This is a genomic window from Rhizobium sp. BR 250 (assembly GCF_047445855.1).
Taxonomy (GTDB): Bacteria; Pseudomonadota; Alphaproteobacteria; order Rhizobiales; family Rhizobiaceae; genus Agrobacterium; species Agrobacterium tumefaciens_I.
In genome coordinates this window covers 55,427-70,179 of the sequence record NZ_JARWKW010000003.1, presented here as the reverse complement: position 1 = coordinate 70,179, position 14,753 = coordinate 55,427, and the positions used below count along the sequence as shown (strand labels likewise).

The 14,753-nt window shown below is 58.8% G+C and carries 14 protein-coding genes, 1 tRNA gene and 1 pseudogene; 9 read left to right on the top strand and 7 right to left on the bottom strand.

Translation table 11 applies throughout. The features are described 5' to 3' along the window. The first annotated feature begins 81 nt into the window (after positions 1–81). From QD336_RS05580 to QD336_RS05560, 5 genes are all read left to right on the top strand, one after another. On the top strand, positions 82–1,098 hold the full coding sequence (locus QD336_RS05580) for an extracellular solute-binding protein (protein ID WP_499169745.1): 1,017 nt from the start codon (positions 82–84) through the stop codon (positions 1,096–1,098). Positions 1,099–1,170: 72 nt separating this feature from the next. Beyond that, on the top strand, positions 1,171–2,847 hold the full coding sequence (locus QD336_RS05575; RefSeq protein WP_499169744.1) for an ABC transporter permease: 1,677 nt from the start codon (positions 1,171–1,173) through the stop codon (positions 2,845–2,847). A 179-nt stretch (positions 2,848–3,026) separates the two neighbouring features. Continuing rightward, positions 3,027–5,216 (top strand): TonB-dependent siderophore receptor, encoded by a 2,190-nt coding sequence (locus QD336_RS05570; protein ID WP_499169743.1) that lies wholly within the window; start codon positions 3,027–3,029, stop codon positions 5,214–5,216. Between the two features lie 109 nt (positions 5,217–5,325). After that, positions 5,326–6,207: a helix-turn-helix transcriptional regulator gene (locus tag QD336_RS05565; protein ID WP_269341794.1), complete on the top strand. Its 882-nt coding sequence runs from the start codon at positions 5,326–5,328 to the stop codon at positions 6,205–6,207. A 127-nt stretch (positions 6,208–6,334) separates the two neighbouring features. Further along, positions 6,335–6,727 carry a PRC-barrel domain-containing protein gene (locus QD336_RS05560; RefSeq protein WP_269341796.1) on the top strand — a complete coding sequence of 131 codons (393 nt, stop codon included), beginning with the start codon at positions 6,335–6,337 and terminating at the stop codon, positions 6,725–6,727. 91 nt (positions 6,728–6,818) lie between these two features. On the opposite strand, the gene QD336_RS05555 is transcribed toward QD336_RS05560, so the two are convergent. The 3 genes from QD336_RS05555 to QD336_RS05545 form a co-directional block, all read right to left on the bottom strand. Further along, entirely contained in the window at positions 6,819–7,061 is a 243-nt protein-coding gene (locus QD336_RS05555; protein WP_269341798.1) for a DUF982 domain-containing protein, read from the bottom strand. A gap of 316 nt (positions 7,062–7,377) precedes the next feature. Beyond that, positions 7,378–7,536: a YqaE/Pmp3 family membrane protein gene (locus tag QD336_RS05550; protein ID WP_020811433.1), complete on the bottom strand. Its 159-nt coding sequence runs from the start codon at positions 7,534–7,536 to the stop codon at positions 7,378–7,380. 60 nt (positions 7,537–7,596) lie between these two features. After that, a complete protein-coding gene (locus tag QD336_RS05545; RefSeq protein ID WP_499169741.1) occupies positions 7,597–7,902 on the bottom strand; it encodes a hypothetical protein in 306 nt (101 codons plus the stop codon). A 90-nt stretch (positions 7,903–7,992) separates the two neighbouring features. On the opposite strand from QD336_RS05545, the gene QD336_RS05540 reads away from it, so the two are divergent. After that, on the top strand, positions 7,993–8,202 hold the full coding sequence (locus tag QD336_RS05540) for a helix-turn-helix domain-containing protein (RefSeq protein WP_499169740.1): 210 nt from the start codon (positions 7,993–7,995) through the stop codon (positions 8,200–8,202). An 88-nt stretch (positions 8,203–8,290) separates the two neighbouring features. On the opposite strand, the pseudogene QD336_RS05535 reads toward QD336_RS05540, so the two are convergent. The 3 genes and pseudogenes from QD336_RS05535 to QD336_RS05525 all read right to left on the bottom strand — a co-directional run. Further along, positions 8,291–8,380 (bottom strand): annotated as a pseudogene (locus tag QD336_RS05535) (type II toxin-antitoxin system HicB family antitoxin); the annotation flags it as partial. A gap of 54 nt (positions 8,381–8,434) precedes the next feature. Next, positions 8,435–8,510 (bottom strand) — tRNA-Thr (locus QD336_RS05530). Between the two features lie 136 nt (positions 8,511–8,646). Next, positions 8,647–9,609, bottom strand: a complete 963-nt coding sequence (locus tag QD336_RS05525) for an NAD(P)H-dependent flavin oxidoreductase (RefSeq protein ID WP_499169739.1) — start codon at positions 9,607–9,609, stop codon at positions 8,647–8,649. Between the two features lie 254 nt (positions 9,610–9,863). On the opposite strand from QD336_RS05525, the gene QD336_RS05520 reads away from it, so the two are divergent. Continuing rightward, positions 9,864–11,012: a hypothetical protein gene (locus QD336_RS05520; RefSeq protein WP_499169738.1), complete on the top strand. Its 1,149-nt coding sequence runs from the start codon at positions 9,864–9,866 to the stop codon at positions 11,010–11,012. A gap of 48 nt (positions 11,013–11,060) precedes the next feature. Here QD336_RS05520 and ppk2 read toward each other — a convergent pair whose 3' ends face one another. Further along, the gene (gene ppk2 / locus QD336_RS05515; protein ID WP_269341807.1) at positions 11,061–11,942 is read right to left on the bottom strand and encodes a polyphosphate kinase 2; all 882 of its coding nucleotides are present in this window, start codon (positions 11,940–11,942) and stop codon (positions 11,061–11,063) included. A gap of 232 nt (positions 11,943–12,174) precedes the next feature. Between ppk2 and phoR the strand changes: the two genes are divergently transcribed. Both phoR and QD336_RS05505 read left to right on the top strand, forming a co-directional pair. Next, positions 12,175–13,446, top strand: a complete 1,272-nt coding sequence (gene phoR / locus QD336_RS05510; protein WP_269341809.1) for a phosphate regulon sensor histidine kinase PhoR — start codon at positions 12,175–12,177, stop codon at positions 13,444–13,446. A 195-nt stretch (positions 13,447–13,641) separates the two neighbouring features. Continuing rightward, positions 13,642–14,676 carry a substrate-binding domain-containing protein gene (locus tag QD336_RS05505; protein ID WP_499169737.1) on the top strand — a complete coding sequence of 345 codons (1,035 nt, stop codon included), beginning with the start codon at positions 13,642–13,644 and terminating at the stop codon, positions 14,674–14,676. Positions 14,677–14,753: the final 77 nt, after the last annotated feature.

Genomic DNA, 14,753 nt, shown 5'->3' with positions numbered 1-14,753 from the left:
AACCGAGAAATAAAACTTGATTTGCACCGTCATGTATGATGTTTGCTCCCCTATTGCCGCTATCGGAGAGGGAGACACCATATGACAAAATTTACTCGATTTGCCCTGCTTGCCAGCACGGTTGCCTTTGCCGCCGGGACGGTGAACGCCGCTGAGCTCAACATCTATACGACCCGCGAGCCGGGCCTGATCCAGCCCCTGCTGGAATCCTTCACCGCGTCGAGCGGCGTCAAGGTCAACACCGTGTTCCTGAAGGACGGTCTTGCTGAGCGCGTTCTGAGCGAGGGCGCCAGTTCGCCTGCCGACGTTCTGATGACGGTGGATGCTGGTAATCTCGTTGATCTCGCCGAAAAGGGTGTCACCCAGGCGGTCGAATCCGAGACGCTGACCAAGGCTGTTCCGGCTGAGCTTCGCGATGCCAAGGGTCACTGGTTCGCGCTTTCCATGCGCGCCCGCGTCCTTTATGCGGCGAAGGATCTCGATCTCGCCTCCTTCAATTATGAAGATCTGGCGGATGCGAAGTGGAGGGGCAAGGTCTGCATCCGCGCCGGCCAGCATCCCTACAACACGGCGCTGTTTGCCGATTACATCGCCCATTACGGCGCGGCGGACACCGAAAAGTGGCTTGCCGGCGTCAAGGATAACCTTGCCCGCAAGGCTGGCGGCGGCGACCGTGACGTTGCCAAGGACATTCTCGGTGGCATTTGCGATATCGGCATTGCCAACTCCTATTATGTCGGCCTGATGCGCTCGGGCAAGGGCGGCGAGGAGCAGGTGAAGTGGGGCGATGCCATCAAGGTGGTTCTGCCGACCTTCAAGAATGGCGGCACTCAGGTCAACATTTCGGGCGCGGCCGTGGCCAAGAACGCTCCGAACAAGGCGGAAGCCGTCAAGCTCCTGGAATATCTCGTCTCGGACGAAGCCCAGAAGATCTATGCCGAAGCCAACTACGAATATCCGGTCAAGCAGGGTGCGGCTCTCAACGAGATCATCGCTTCCTTCGGAACGCTGAAGATCGACAACAAGCCGCTCACGGAAATCGTCTCGCACCGCAAGCAGGCGAGCGAGCTGGTCGACAAGGTTGGTTTCGACAAGTAAGTCCAGTCGACGATAACAAGGTGGAAGGCGTTCGCACCCGCGGGCGCCTTTCCGCGTATTTTCCAGAAGCACATGAACGCAGACGCCACCCAGCCATTGACCCCCCGGGCGAGAGCCAGGTTTTCCTCCACCTTCTGGTGGCTGGGCCTTTCGTTGCTGGCGGTCTGTGGCGCCATGGTGCCGGTTCTGGCACTTGTTTCGCAGGCGGTGCAGGGCTCGGAAGGCCTGTGGGACCATCTCGGCGCGACCGTGCTATGGACGGCCCTGCCGGATACGGCGATCCTTCTTGCCGGTGTCGGGCTGCTGGCCGGTGTGGTGGGAACCTCTGCCGCCTGGCTGGTCACCGCCTATGATTTTCCCGGCCGCAGAGTGCTGGAATGGGCGCTGCTGCTGCCGCTGGCCATGCCCACCTATATCGTCGCTTACGCCTATCTCGATATTCTGCATCCGATCGGGCCGGTGCAGGGTGCGATACGGTGGCTGCTCGGTTATTCCAGCCCGCGCGAATTCCGGCTGCCGGACATAAGATCGACCGCAGGCTGCATTGTCCTTCTTGGCTTTGTGCTGTTTCCTTATGTCTATATTCCCGTGCGCGCCATGTTCCTGACGCAGGCGGGTAACCTGCTGGAAGTGGCCCGCACGCTCGGCGTTTCCCGGCGTGCGGCCTTTTTCAAGGTCGCGGTTCCGCTGGCGCGCCCGGCAATCGCGGTGGGTGTCAGTCTCGCGCTGATGGAGGCGTTGAACGATATCGGCGCTTCGGAATTTTTGGGCGTCCGCACTCTCACGGTTTCGGTCTACACCACCTGGGTCACGAAATCGGACCTGCCGGGTGCGGCGCAGATCGCGCTTTCCATGCTGTTCATCGTTGTCGCCCTCGTGGCGCTGGAGCGCTGGGCGCGGCGCAAGCAGCGTTATGCGGTTTCCGCGCAGAAAAGCCGGGAGCTGGAGCCGCTGCGGCTGACCGGCCCGAAGGGCTGGGCGGCCTTTACGCTCGGCAGCCTGCCGGTCTTGATCGGCTTCGTGGCGCCGGCGAGTTATCTCGTCATCGAGGCATGGAAGCGGTTCCGTTTCAGTGGTCTGTCGGCCCGTTTTGCCGATGAGGCCGTGAACACCATCGTCTTTGCCGGGCTGGCGACGTTGATCACCCTGATCCTCGGCCTCGCGGTCGCTTATGCCATGCGCCTTGCTCCGGGGCGCCTGTCGCTCTGGTCCTACCGCCTCTCGACGGTCGGTTATGCGGCCCCCGGCACGGTCATCGCCATCGGCGTGCTGATCGCGCTTGGCGGTTTCGACCGTTTTGTAGACCAGACCATGCGTGACTGGTTCGGCATTTCCACCGGCCTGATTTTCATCGGCAGTGGCGCGGCCCTCATCTATGCCTATTCCGCTCGTTTCCTCACCATTGCGGCGGGCGGTGTCGATGCGGGCTTGAGCCGCATCCCACAATCCTTCGATCACGCCTCGCGCACGCTTGGGCGATCCGCGACCCAGACCTTCCGCCAGATTCATCTGCCGCTTTCCAAAGCCTCGCTGGCGGCGGCGGCACTGCTGATCTTCGTCGATTGCGTCAAGGAACTTCCCGCCACGCTTCTCCTTCGACCGCTCAATTTTGAAACCTTCGCCACCCATCTTTATGGCGAAGCGGCGCGCGGCACCTATGAGGAGGCATCTATCGCAGCACTGGCGATTGTCGTCATCGGCATGCTTCCCGTGGTGCTGCTTGCGCGGATCGGCCGGCGCAAGGGCTGACATCCACGCCTTGCCTTATAAATGACGGGTCTGAAGCTGTGCGAGAAGCCAATAAGCTTCAAATCCGCCCCGAAAACGACAAGCATCCCGTCTTAATCCTGATGTAAACACTCATCTTAATTGAGGTGTTGCGGCCTGTCGGATATGGACATCGGCCGCTATCTGTTTCGGGGCATATCGTGAAAAATTTGCATGGGAAGTTTTTGAGCCGTCTGGCTTTGGGAACGGCTGCCGTTGTTCTGATGGGGCCTGTGATGGGCCACGCACAGGAAACGACCGTCCTGAAACAGATTACCGTTGAAGGACAGGGCGCGGAAAACGCGACAGGACCGGTCCGAGGGTATGTCGCGAAGAAAAGCGCGACGGGTTCGAAAACCGAGACGGAAACGAAAGACATTCCCCAGTCCGTATCGGTCGTCGGCCGTCAGGAAATGAACGACCGCGGCGCCGTGACCAAAATCGACGAGGTGCTGCGTTATACGCCCGGCGTGACGGCGGAGCCTTTTGGCACGGACCCGGATACGGACTGGTTTTACATCCGCGGTTTCCAGGCAACCCAGACCGGTGTGTTCCTCGATGGGCTGAACCTGTTCAGCTATGGTTTCGGCGGTTTCCAGATGGATGCCTACGGTCTGGAGCGGGTGGAGATTCTCAAAGGGCCTGCTTCGGTGCTTTATGGTGGCGCCAATCCCGGCGGTATCGTGCAGCTGGTCCGCAAGCGCACCCAGGACGAGCCGATCCGCGAAACGGAAATCGGCATCAACAATTTCGGCAATGCCTTCTTCGGTTTCGATCTCGGCGACAAGGTTGATGAGCAGGGCGTGTGGAAATATCGCGTCACCGGCAAGGTCTCGGGCGGCGACAATTACACCGACTATTCCGAGGATCTGCGCGGTTTCATCATGCCGCAGATCACCTTCGAGCCGGATGCCCAGACGAGCGCCACGCTCTACGGTTATTTCTCGGCACTCGATCAGGTCCATGTCGGCAACGGCTTCCTGCCCTATGTCGGCACCGTGGTCGATGCGCCGTTCGGCAAGCTTGACCGCAAGGCCTTTTATGGCGAACCGGACATCGATAATGGCCGTGTCTACCAGTCGATGGTGGGCTACGAAGTCAGCCACGAATTCGACAATGGCTGGAAGATCAGCCAGAATGCCCGTTACGGCCATCTCTACAAGCACGAGACCGGGCCCTATGCGGGCGGCTGGGCCAATGCCGATGCCAACGGCCAGCCGATTCTCGACCCCGCCACCAACGACTATATGCTGACCCGCTTCGGTTATGACGGTGTGTCGAAGGTCGATAGCTTCGGCGTCGACAACCGCCTCGAAGGCCAGTTCGATACCGGCGCGATCAGCCATTCGCTGCTGGTCGGCCTCGACTACAAATATTACCGGCTGGACCAGGTGCAGGCCTGCTGCGGATCGAACGCGATCGGTGCGCTCAATCCTGTTTATGGCTCGACGCAGGGAACGAACTTCGTTTATGCCGACAATATTGTCACCCAACAGCAGATCGGCATCTATGCCCAGGATCAGCTGCGTTTTGGCGATGGCTGGCTGGTCACGCTGAATGGCCGTTATGACTATGTCGATACCGAGCTGAACAACCGGCTGCCGGCGGCTGTTTCCCGCCGCTCCAATGATGATGCGCTGAGCGGCCGTGCCGGTCTGGCCTATGAATTCGACAATGGCCTGACCCCCTATGTTTCGGCAGCCACCTTCTTCAATCCGCTGATCGATACGCTTGCCGACGGCACCCCGGCTTCCCCGGAGGAAGGGCACCAGTTCGAGGCGGGCATCAAATACGAGCCGAGCTTCTTCGACGGCAGCATCACGGCTTCCATCTTCAAGCTGGTCAAGGATAATGCCATCGTTTCCTATACGGCTGGCGGCATAACCACGAGCGGCCAGTTCGGGCAGGTGGAATCCACCGGCTTCGAGTTGGAAGCCAAGGCCAATCTCGACGATAACTGGAAGGCGCTCGCCTCCTATTCCTATACCGATCTCGATATCACCAAGGATGCCAATCCCAACCTGATCGGCAAATCGCCGTGGATCGTGCCCGCTCACACCGCGTCGCTATGGGTAGACTACGCCTTCACCGATGAGACGTTTGAAGGCCTCAGCATCGGTGGCGGCGTGCGTTATCAGGGCAAGTCCTGGGCGGATGCGGCAAACACGCTGCGTGTACCAGACGCTGCGGTCTTCGATGCCGCCATCCGCTATCAGAAGAACGACTGGACGGCCTCAGTCAACGTCGCGAATGTCTTCGACAAGGAATATGTGAAAAGCTGCGCCGGCGTCTCCGTCTGCGGCTGGGGCGATAGCCGTACCATCACCTTCAAGCTTTCCAAGAAGTGGTGATAGCGGGCCTATGGCCGGCAGTTGCGGGAAATATAGTTTGCCACTATAAACATGAATAGATTTATCATGTTTATAGTGGCGCCATGGCGCCTTGCGGGATCAAGAGGCCATGGCTTTCCGCGTGCGGATGGAAAATGAGATCGAGGGCTTTGCCGTTATCGGCGGTCCGCGCTCGAGGGTGTGGAACGGCATCGTCGCCGATCTCTGGGATGTGCGCTGCGCGCCGAAGGCGGGTGGCCGTTATGTCGGCAAGGATCCGCGTTTCGTTTTCCTGCTCGATATGGACGGGACGGATGACGGCCGGTTCATGATGAACCGCTGCCGCCGCGACACTTACGGATCGTCCAGGGCGAACCGGATTTCCTTCGTACCCGCCGATCTGGATGTGCATGCCGAACTCAGCAATGTCTCCTTCGTGCGCCATCTCGATCTGCATTTCGATGCGGGATTGCTGGGTGCACGGCTGGTGCAAGGCTTCGATCCGCACGCTCTTCTCGATCCGCATCTGATGTTCGAGGATGAACGCCTGCTGGCGCTGGCGCGGCTGATCGCTGCCGAATGCGATAATCCCGATCCGCTGCACGATCTCTATGGCGAAAGCCTCGTGCTCGCGCTCTTGACGGATTTCCTCAAGGTGAAACGGGAGCCGGTCAGGAAGCGCAGCAAACTTGCCGCCTGGCAATTAAGGGCGGCGACCGATTATATCCGTGAACATTGCCTGCGGTCGATCCGGCTGGAGGAACTGGCGGAACTCACCAACCTTTCGCAATCCCATTTCAGCCACGCCTTCAAGGCGTCTACCGGTGTGCCGCCGCATCAGTGGCAGATGCAGGCGCGCATCGATCACGTCAAGGAACTGATGATGAGGCCCGACATGGCGCTGACGGATATCGCCATCGCCGCCGGTTTTTCCGATCAGGCGCATTTCTCCCGCGTTTTCCGCAAGATGGTCGGCGTTTCCCCGTCCGTCTGGCAAAAAATCCGCCAGTAGACGCCTTTTCATTCCGTCCTTCTTCAGGGGAATTCCGGTCGCAGCGCCGGGAAGCTCTCGGAACGATTTGCCGGTGCCGGGGTTTACCAGACGTGACACCAACGCGGAAAATCAAGGAGGAAACAAGATGTCGTATCAGGAACCCCACACCGGACAGGACCCCTATGTCAAGGACACGCCGAACCTTATCGCCAGCGACAAGGTGGAAGGCACCCGCGTTTATGGCGCTGACGGCAAGCATATCGGTTCGATCCAGCGCATCATTCTGGAAAAACGCGGCGGGCGGGTCGCTTATGCCGTGCTGAGCTTTGGTGGCTTCCTCGGCATCGGTGATGACTATTACCCGCTTCCCTGGGAGAAGCTTCACTATGACGAGGAAGTGGATGGTTATCGTATCGATCTGACCAAGGAACAGATTGAAAACGCGCCGCACTTCACCAATCTTGACGATGACGACCTGCTCTATGCAAAGGACCGCAAGGTCTATGACTATTACGGCGTATCGCCATACTGGATGTAAGCTTCAAAAAGGCGCCACCGCCTGTTTGCCAGCGGAAGTGCACCCCATAAAGAAACGGCTCCCTTGCGGGAGCCGTTTTCGTCTGGGCCTGTCAGTGCGGGTTTTTCTGTATCTCGGAAACCGCATCGGTAAAGCACTTGCGCGCTTCTTCCGGCGATTTGCGTCCGTCCAGGGCGGCGCGGCACGCGCTTCTGGCTCTCACGAAGCTCAATCCGCCAATTTGGGGCCAGCCTTCGGTCAATAGTGTCAGCGCTTCGAAGGGGCCGGCGATGACACTCTTGCCATTCGCCTCAAGATTGACCTCGACAGGTTCTGTCCATCTCTCGTTCTTCATCGTGCACCTCCCAGAGCAACGCGATCCCGAAATACACCCGACAAGCGAAGCAACCCATGAACGCAGTCGTGTGTCACTGCTGCCTAGGATATGCGCAAGCCGGCGAATTGACAACGGGGATCAGCGGAAGCCGAAAAACGACAGGATCGCCAGGACGATGACGACGAGGCCGACGATGTAGATGATCTGGTTCATGATATTCTCCTTGGCAGTTGTCATCACCATAACGTGAAGGAGAAGGTGAGGTTCCAGCCGCTATTGAGAATTTAATCACGTACTGAAATGTAGCGGGCGTCCCATCGCCGCAGGCAGGATTTCACCTGCGCAGGATCACCCAGATGGCGTGAATAATGCCGGGAACATAACCGCACAGCGTCAAAAGAATATTCAGCCAGAAATGCAGGCCAAGCCCGACCTGAAGAAACACGCCGACGGGTGGAAGGATGATGGCGATGAGAATACGAATGACGTCCACGATGAAGGGCTTTCCGGTTGCTTATGATCTGCCGGAGAACGTGTGGTGGGCGGTTTGGTTTCAAAGGTTTTGGTGATCGCGGGAACTGGTGGACGTTTCATCAAGCAGTAGCCCTGGTGACCTTCGGGTTATCTCTGGCCGAGGGTTGGCAATCTGCATATGGCCATCGGACTGACGGTCGATAGGCAAAATGATTTCCTCGACAAGCCTCGCCTTGATCTGCTTGCTGACGAGGCGATAACGCGTCAGGATTTTTATCAAGGCCAGCAGGAAGCAGGGAGGAATCAATAGCCATAGCGCCTTGATCCAGTCCGGTGAGGATTGGAATGTATCCAGCAAATCCGCCCAAAAATTGCAATCATTCATGATCTTGCGCCATAGGTGGCAGGTGGTTCGAAATCAAATATGTATTAAAATACATGGAGAAATTTTTCACGCAACGGCCTTGTGCCGTTCATGGAGATCAAGAAACGCTTCGGATTGGCTGTAAAGGAAAAGCGGGTTGCGCTGGGCATTTCGCAGGAAGAACTTGCGATGCGCATTGAAGCCGATCAGGCCTATATAAGCCGGGTTGAAGCAGGGCAGATAAATGCCACACTTGAAACCGTGGAGCAGATCGCTTCGGCTCTAAACGCAGATGTGGCAGAACTTCTGAAGTTGTCCTAATTTAAATCCAATCCATTCATGCAGTTCTAGCCAGCCGCCATTGGGGCCGAAGATCGAAATGCGGATAAGGCCTACATTCAGCTGGGCATCATTTGCCGCTTGCGTTCGACATCTCGTGTTTAGCCGCACGTGCAAGAAACCCGGATCGTGTCAGCCCTCTCGCTTCAGCGAAGGCATCAGAGAAACTAGGTTCAGGAGCCAGCGCTTTGATTTGGATTTCTTTGTTTGAAAATGGTGCCGCTTACGTGACTCGAACACGTGACCCCGTCATTACGAATGACGTGCTCTACCAACTGAGCTAAAGCGGCCCGAGCATGATCCGTTTGTTGCGGATCAGCTTCATGGCGGGCTGATACAGGCAATGCCGACGGATTTCAAGCCTTGAATGCATGGCTTTTGAAATTTCCGCAAAAAGCTTTGCCTGTCCGTTGTTTACAGGTGGCGTCAGGCTTTTGCGCAGATGCGGTTTCTTGCCGCTTCATATTCGCTCGCCAGCCGATCGACCAGTGTCGCCACCGGTTCCACCGCCTTGACGGCGCCGATGCCTTGGCCAGCGCCCCATATGTCCTTCCACGCCTTGGCACCGCCGGTGGCGGTTTCAAAATCCATTTTTGAAGGGTCGGCTTCGGGCAGCTTGTCGGGGTCCATGCCGGAGGCGAGGATAGAGCTTTTCAGATAGTTGCCGTGCACGCCGGTGAAGTAGTTCGAATAAACGATGTCCTTCGCCTGTGCGTCGACGATCGCCTGTTTATAGCCTTCGGAGGCGCGTGCCTCTTCGGTGGCGATGAAGGGGGAGCCGATATAGGCCATATCCGCACCCATCGCCTGCGCCGCGAGGATGGAGCCGCCATTGGCGATGGCGCCGGCCAGAAGCAGCGGGCCGTCGAACCATTCGCGGATTTCCTGAACAAGGGCGAAGGGTGAAAGCGTGCCCGCATGTCCGCCGGCGCCGGCCGCCACCGCGATCAGCCCATCCGCACCCTTGCGGATGGCGGAGCGGGCATGGCGATCGTTGATGATGTCGTGCAGCACGATGCCGCCATAGGAATGCACGGTGGCATTGACTTCCGGCACCGCACCCAGCGAAGAAATCACCACCGGCACCTTGTATTTCACGCAAAGGCCGAGATCGTGCTCCAGTCGCCGGTTGGACATGTGCACGATCTGGTTGACCGCGAAGGGTGCCGCCGGGCGGTCGGGATTGGCGCGATTATGCGCGGCCAGTTCCTCGGTGATCATCGCCAGCCATTCGTCGAGCTGGCTTTCAGGCCGCGCGTTCAACGCCGGAAAAGCGCCGATGACGCCGGCCTTGCACTGCGCCAGCGTCAGTTGCGGATGCGAAATGATGAATAGCGGTGATGCTATGACCGGAAGACGCAGATTGTCTTTCAGCACGGACGGTAGCATGTCTCCTCCCACGAATTACGTTTACGCGCACGTAAGTCAATATCGCGTTCGGCGACGGATTGAAAGCGAAAACAGCATGGCGCAGACCTCTCGAACCTGCGTTCGTAACGCCACAATGGATCGATTTTCCTCAAGGCAATCCGGTCTTTATCATAAACGACGCTTGCGGAGGGGCGGCATAGCCGTTACCGAATCGTGAAGACATGGCGCAGCGCGGCATATTTTTGCACAGCGCAACAGAACAAGGATCGGTCGTGAGCGGACTGGAAACGGCAATCAGAAATGCTCTGGAAAAATCGGACAGATCGAACGCCGAAGTTCGTGCACGCATTTACCAATCCTCCCGTCAGGCACTGGAAGCGGGCCTGCGCAAGCAGGGCATAGACGATCCGCAGGTCGTCTCCCAGCAGCGCCAGCGGCTCGAAAGCCTGATCCATCTCATCGAAAATGAAGAGCGCAACCGTCTCCTGGACAGGGTGGAGCAGCAATTGCGCCCGCCTGTGCCGGAAAGTCCGGCGCAGGACGATCACTCGGTTGATCCGGTTTCGCAGGCCCCCCATCACGACAATATGGCCGTCGAGCCGGAACTGCGCGGGGAAACGCGCGAGGTGCGGCCGGGTGCCGCTGCCGCTGCTCCGGAGCCGCTGAATGCGACGCGGCGCAATGGAAAGCCGCCGAAGCGGGGCTCCAGCGCGGCCGATGTGTCGCTTGCTTTCCGTCCGGAAGGCGCGGTTGGCCGCCGCAAGCGCCGTGGCCTGTTTGCCCGGCTTTTCATCTATGTGACGCTTCTGGCCTTTATCGGTTTCGGCGCCTGGTGGGTTTATTCTTCCGGCCTGCTGCTGTCGCCGGAACAGCGCGATACCAGCGTGCCCAATCCGCCGGCGCAGGTGCAGGCGGAGGATTTCAACGGCACGGAGCCCGCGCCGAGCCTTTCGGCAGGCCGGGGCTTTTCCGATGACTGGGTCGAGGTCTTCAATGCCGAGCGGGGCAGTTCCGGCGTTTCGGCCGGCCCGCGCGCCAATGTCGAAAACATCGCCACGCCCGCCGGCAAGGCAATACGGGTGACTTCGAGAAGCGTGGCACAGGATGGCGCCGTCAGCGTCGAGGTTCCGGTGGAGGTGATGCGCGATATGGCAGGCAAGTCCTCGACCATCTCGATCACGCTGCAATCCTCCAGCGATCGCCAGACGCAGGTATCCGTCTCCTGTAATTTCGCTACGCTGGGTGATTGCGCCCGCCACCGCTTCACCGCCACGGCCGAGCGTGCCGACATGCTGCTCAACGCAACATTCGAGCGTTCGCTGTCGCCGAATGCGCCGGGCAAGATTTTCATCAACAGCGATATCGACGGCAGCGGCCGCCCGATCAATCTTTATTCCGTGCGCATCCTGCCGGGCCAGTAAGGGAAGGGACAGGCGCCTCGAATAGGGCGCCCGTCGTGGTTTCCGCTTCTATTTGAGAAAATTCGGTCCCGATCCGACAATCTTGTCGTCGATTTTACCGATTGCCTCCTTGTCCTTGCCCTCATAATCGAGCGCCAGGAGAATATGGCGAATGAGGTTCACCCGCGCCCGGCGCTTGTCATTGGCGCGCACCACCGTCCAGGGGGCGGCATCGGTGTGGGTCTTTTCCAGCATCTCGTCGCGTTTTTGCGTGTAGTCGTCCCATTTCGTCAGCGCGGCAATATCCATGTCCGAAAGCTTCCAGCATTTCAGCGGGCTGTGGCGGCGGTCATGGAAACGGTCGATCTGCGTTTCGCGGCCGATGTCGAGCCAGAACTTGAAAAGATGGATGTCTTCATGGACCAGCATCTTTTCCAGACGCGGGGTTTCCTTGAGGAAGCGCCTGTGTTCATCCGGGGTGCAGAAACCCATGACGGGCTCCACGCCGGCGCGGTTATACCAGGAACGGTCGAAGAGGACGAATTCGCCGGCGGTCGGAAAATGCGAGATATAGCGCTGGAAATACAATTGGCCGCGCTCGGTTTCCGTTGGTTTGGTCAGCGCCACCACGCGGGCATAGCGGGGGTTGAGATAGGCCCGGGTCGCGAAGATCGCGCCGCCCTTGCCCGCCGCATCGCGGCCCTCGAAAACCGCCATGACCTTTTTGCCGGTGGCCTGCAGCCAGAACTGCACCTTGACCAGCTCCACCTGCAGCGCCTCCAGGGTGGCGTCGTAATCCTCCCGCTTCATCTTCTTGTCGTAGGGAAAATCGCCGGCAGAAAGTTTCTTTTCCTCCACCCAGTCGGGAAGAACCGGATCGTCGATATCGAAGCTGCGCAGCTTGCCGCCAATGGTGATTTCGACCGTCCGCTTCTTCGTTTCTTCGGCCATGGTTTCCTCCGGCTGTTGTTGTGTAAAGGCAACTCGCCGCCAATGAGTTCACATCCATTGCCGGAATTCAAGTGAAAGAGGACCGGTTGGCGGGGCTGTGGCGGCGGTGACGATTGCGGCTGCGATTTTGCGCATATACGTTGTGGAAAATGCGCGATGATGAATCTCTGTCATAAAGCTGGCCTATGAGATTTCGATGCGCTGTCAGACAGAGAATGGAAAGCAGGCTGAAATGGCAGTCACGGAAGGCGATGGTGGACTAAGGCTCCTGGGAAGAAAGCTCGGGCGGAACTGGTTGCCCCTTCTCATCGTCAGCATGCTTGCCGTCGTGGCGGTTGCGGAGCTCAACACGCCCTATATGCCCGCCGCCCTGTGGTTCTGCGCCATCATTGCCATTCTCACCGTTCGGGACCGGCCAGCCACGGTTTCCGAAAAGAACGGAAATAGGGGCGAGGAAACGGACGAGCCGGAAGCGCCGAGTGAAAGCGTTGTTTCCGGTGTGAGGGCAGGCCTCGCAGTGCTGGACACGCCCGTTTTCATCCTCGACAAGAATGCCAGCGTCCTGTTCCAGAACGGTGCGGCCGAACGCGCTTTCGGCCAGCTGCCCGCCGGCGCGCATATTTCTGCAAGGCTGCGCTCGCCCGGCCTGCTGGATGTCATCCGCGAAACCATCACCACCGGCCAGCCCAACCAGGTCGAACATTCGGAGCGTTTTCCCTCCGAACGGGTCTTCATCGTTCGCATCGCCCGTGCGGATGTGGGCGAGGGGGCAGGCCCGCCATTCTACATCCTGTCGTTCCGTGACGTCTCGGAGCTTCGCCGCATCGACCGTATGCGCAGCGACTTCGTCGCCAATGCGAGCCACGAATTGCGCACGCCGCTCGCCTCCCTGCGCGGTTTCATCGAAACCATGCAGGGGCCGGCGCGCAGCGACCCAAAGGCGCAGGAGCGCTTCCTTGCCATCATGCTGGACCAGGCAACCCGCATGAGCAGGCTGGTGGACGATCTCATGTCCCTTTCGCGGCTGGAATTGCGGGCAAACATCGCGCCGGACCAGAAGGTCGATCTTGTGCCCGTCATCGGCCATGTGCGCGATGCGCTGCTGCCGCTTGCCGACGAGCTGGATGTGACCATCACGCTGCATCTGCCCGACCGCCCGGCGGAAGTGCAGGGGGATCGCGACGAGCTGGTGCAGGTCTTCCAGAATCTCGTTGAAAATGCTTGTAAATATGGCCAGGAAGGCAAGGTCGTGGATGTCTGGCTGCGGGCCGAACCCGGCAAGCCGGTTGAGGTCAGCGTCATCGACAAGGGACCGGGCATTCCCGCCGAACACGTGCCGCGCCTGACCGAGCGTTTTTATCGCGTCAGCGTCGCCGACAGCCGCTCGAAAAAGGGAACGGGGCTGGGGCTTGCCATCGTCAAGCACATCCTCACCCGCCACCGCGCCCGCCTCATTATTAAATCGGAACTGGGCAATGGCACGGACTTCACCGTCAGATTTTGACATAAAGGACGTTGCGGCTTTTAATATCACAAAACTTTATAAATTAAATCAATAATTTAGGTTGTCACAAATCTTTCACTGAAGTGACATAAAAGGATGTGGCTACGGTGGTTAAGAAAAGGTCGCCGAGCGCAAGCTAAGAGCGAGTGTCGCTATCGGCTGCGTCCACAACAAAGCCCACGACGGGAGAGACAAATGAACTTCGCTAAATTTTCCGCAGCAGCCCTGGTGGCTTCTGTCGCCTTCGCTGGCGCCGCCGCTGCTCGCGACCAGATCCAGGTTGCTGGTTCCTCCACGGTTCTGCCCTACGCCAAGATCGTTGCCGAAACCTTTGCCGAGACCTTCCCGAACTTCAAGGCTCCGGTCGTTGAATCCGGCGGCACGGGCGGTGGTCTGAAGGCATTCTGCTCCGGCGTCGGTGAAGGCACGATCGACGTTGCCAACGCTTCGCGCAAGATCAAGAGCGACGAACTGGCTGCTTGTAAGGCTGCTGGCGTTGCCGACGTTCAGGAAGTGAAGATCGGTTACGACGGTATCGTCTTTGCAATGGACTCCTCCAACAAGGACATCAAGCTTGAGCCGAAGGACCTTTACCTCGCTCTCGCCGCTGAAATCGTTAAGGACGACAAGCTCGTTGCCAACCCTTACAAGAAGTGGTCCGAAATCAACAAGGAACTGCCGGACGTAGCGATCGCTGCTTACATCCCGGGTTCCAAGCACGGCACGCGCGAAGTCTTCGAAGAGAAGATCATGGCTGACGGCTGCAAGGAAGCTGGCGCCACCGACGCCATCAAGAAGCTGATCACCGATGCCAAGCAGGCTGCTGCCAAGTGCGTTGCAGTCCGTAAGGACGGCGCTGCAGTCGACATCGACGGCGACTACACCGAAACGCTGGCCCGTATCGACGCCAACAAGACCGGCCTCGGCGTTTTCGGCCTCGCTTTCTATGAAAACAACGCTGACCGCCTGAAGGTTGCGACTGTTTCCGGCGTCGTTCCGTCCACGGAAACCGTTGCCAGCGGCAAGTACCCGGTTTCCCGCCCGCTGTTCTTCTACGTGAAGAAGGCTCACCTGGGCGTTATCCCGGGCCTCAAGGAATATGTCGAGTTCTTCGTTTCTGACGAAATGATCGGCCCCGACTCCCCGCTCGCAAACTACGGCCTCGTTGCCGCTCCGGACAAAGAGCGTGAAGAAATCCGCGCCAAGTTCGCTGCCGGCGCTTCGATGTAATAAAGAAAGAGGGGTGCGGCCTGCCGCACCCCTCGTTCCGCTTCGGTGCCATTCCGCCTCGGCGATTGTCTCCGGTT

Coding starts and splice junctions, on each gene's coding strand:
- QD336_RS05580 (WP_499169745.1), top strand. CDS start 82: ATGACAAAATTTACTCGATTTGCCCTGCTTGCCAGCACGGTTGCCTTT.
- QD336_RS05575 (WP_499169744.1), top strand. CDS start 1,171: ATGAACGCAGACGCCACCCAGCCATTGACCCCCCGGGCGAGAGCCAGG.
- QD336_RS05565 (WP_269341794.1), top strand. CDS start 5,326: ATGGCTTTCCGCGTGCGGATGGAAAATGAGATCGAGGGCTTTGCCGTT.
- QD336_RS05560 (WP_269341796.1), top strand. CDS start 6,335: ATGTCGTATCAGGAACCCCACACCGGACAGGACCCCTATGTCAAGGAC.
- QD336_RS05555 (WP_269341798.1), bottom strand. CDS start 7,061: ATGAAGAACGAGAGATGGACAGAACCTGTCGAGGTCAATCTTGAGGCG.
- QD336_RS05545 (WP_499169741.1), bottom strand. CDS start 7,902: ATGAATGATTGCAATTTTTGGGCGGATTTGCTGGATACATTCCAATCC.
- QD336_RS05540 (WP_499169740.1), top strand. CDS start 7,993: ATGGAGATCAAGAAACGCTTCGGATTGGCTGTAAAGGAAAAGCGGGTT.
- QD336_RS05525 (WP_499169739.1), bottom strand. CDS start 9,609: ATGCTACCGTCCGTGCTGAAAGACAATCTGCGTCTTCCGGTCATAGCA.
- ppk2 (WP_269341807.1), bottom strand. CDS start 11,942: ATGGCCGAAGAAACGAAGAAGCGGACGGTCGAAATCACCATTGGCGGC.
- phoR (WP_269341809.1), top strand. CDS start 12,175: ATGGCAGTCACGGAAGGCGATGGTGGACTAAGGCTCCTGGGAAGAAAG.
- QD336_RS05505 (WP_499169737.1), top strand. CDS start 13,642: ATGAACTTCGCTAAATTTTCCGCAGCAGCCCTGGTGGCTTCTGTCGCC.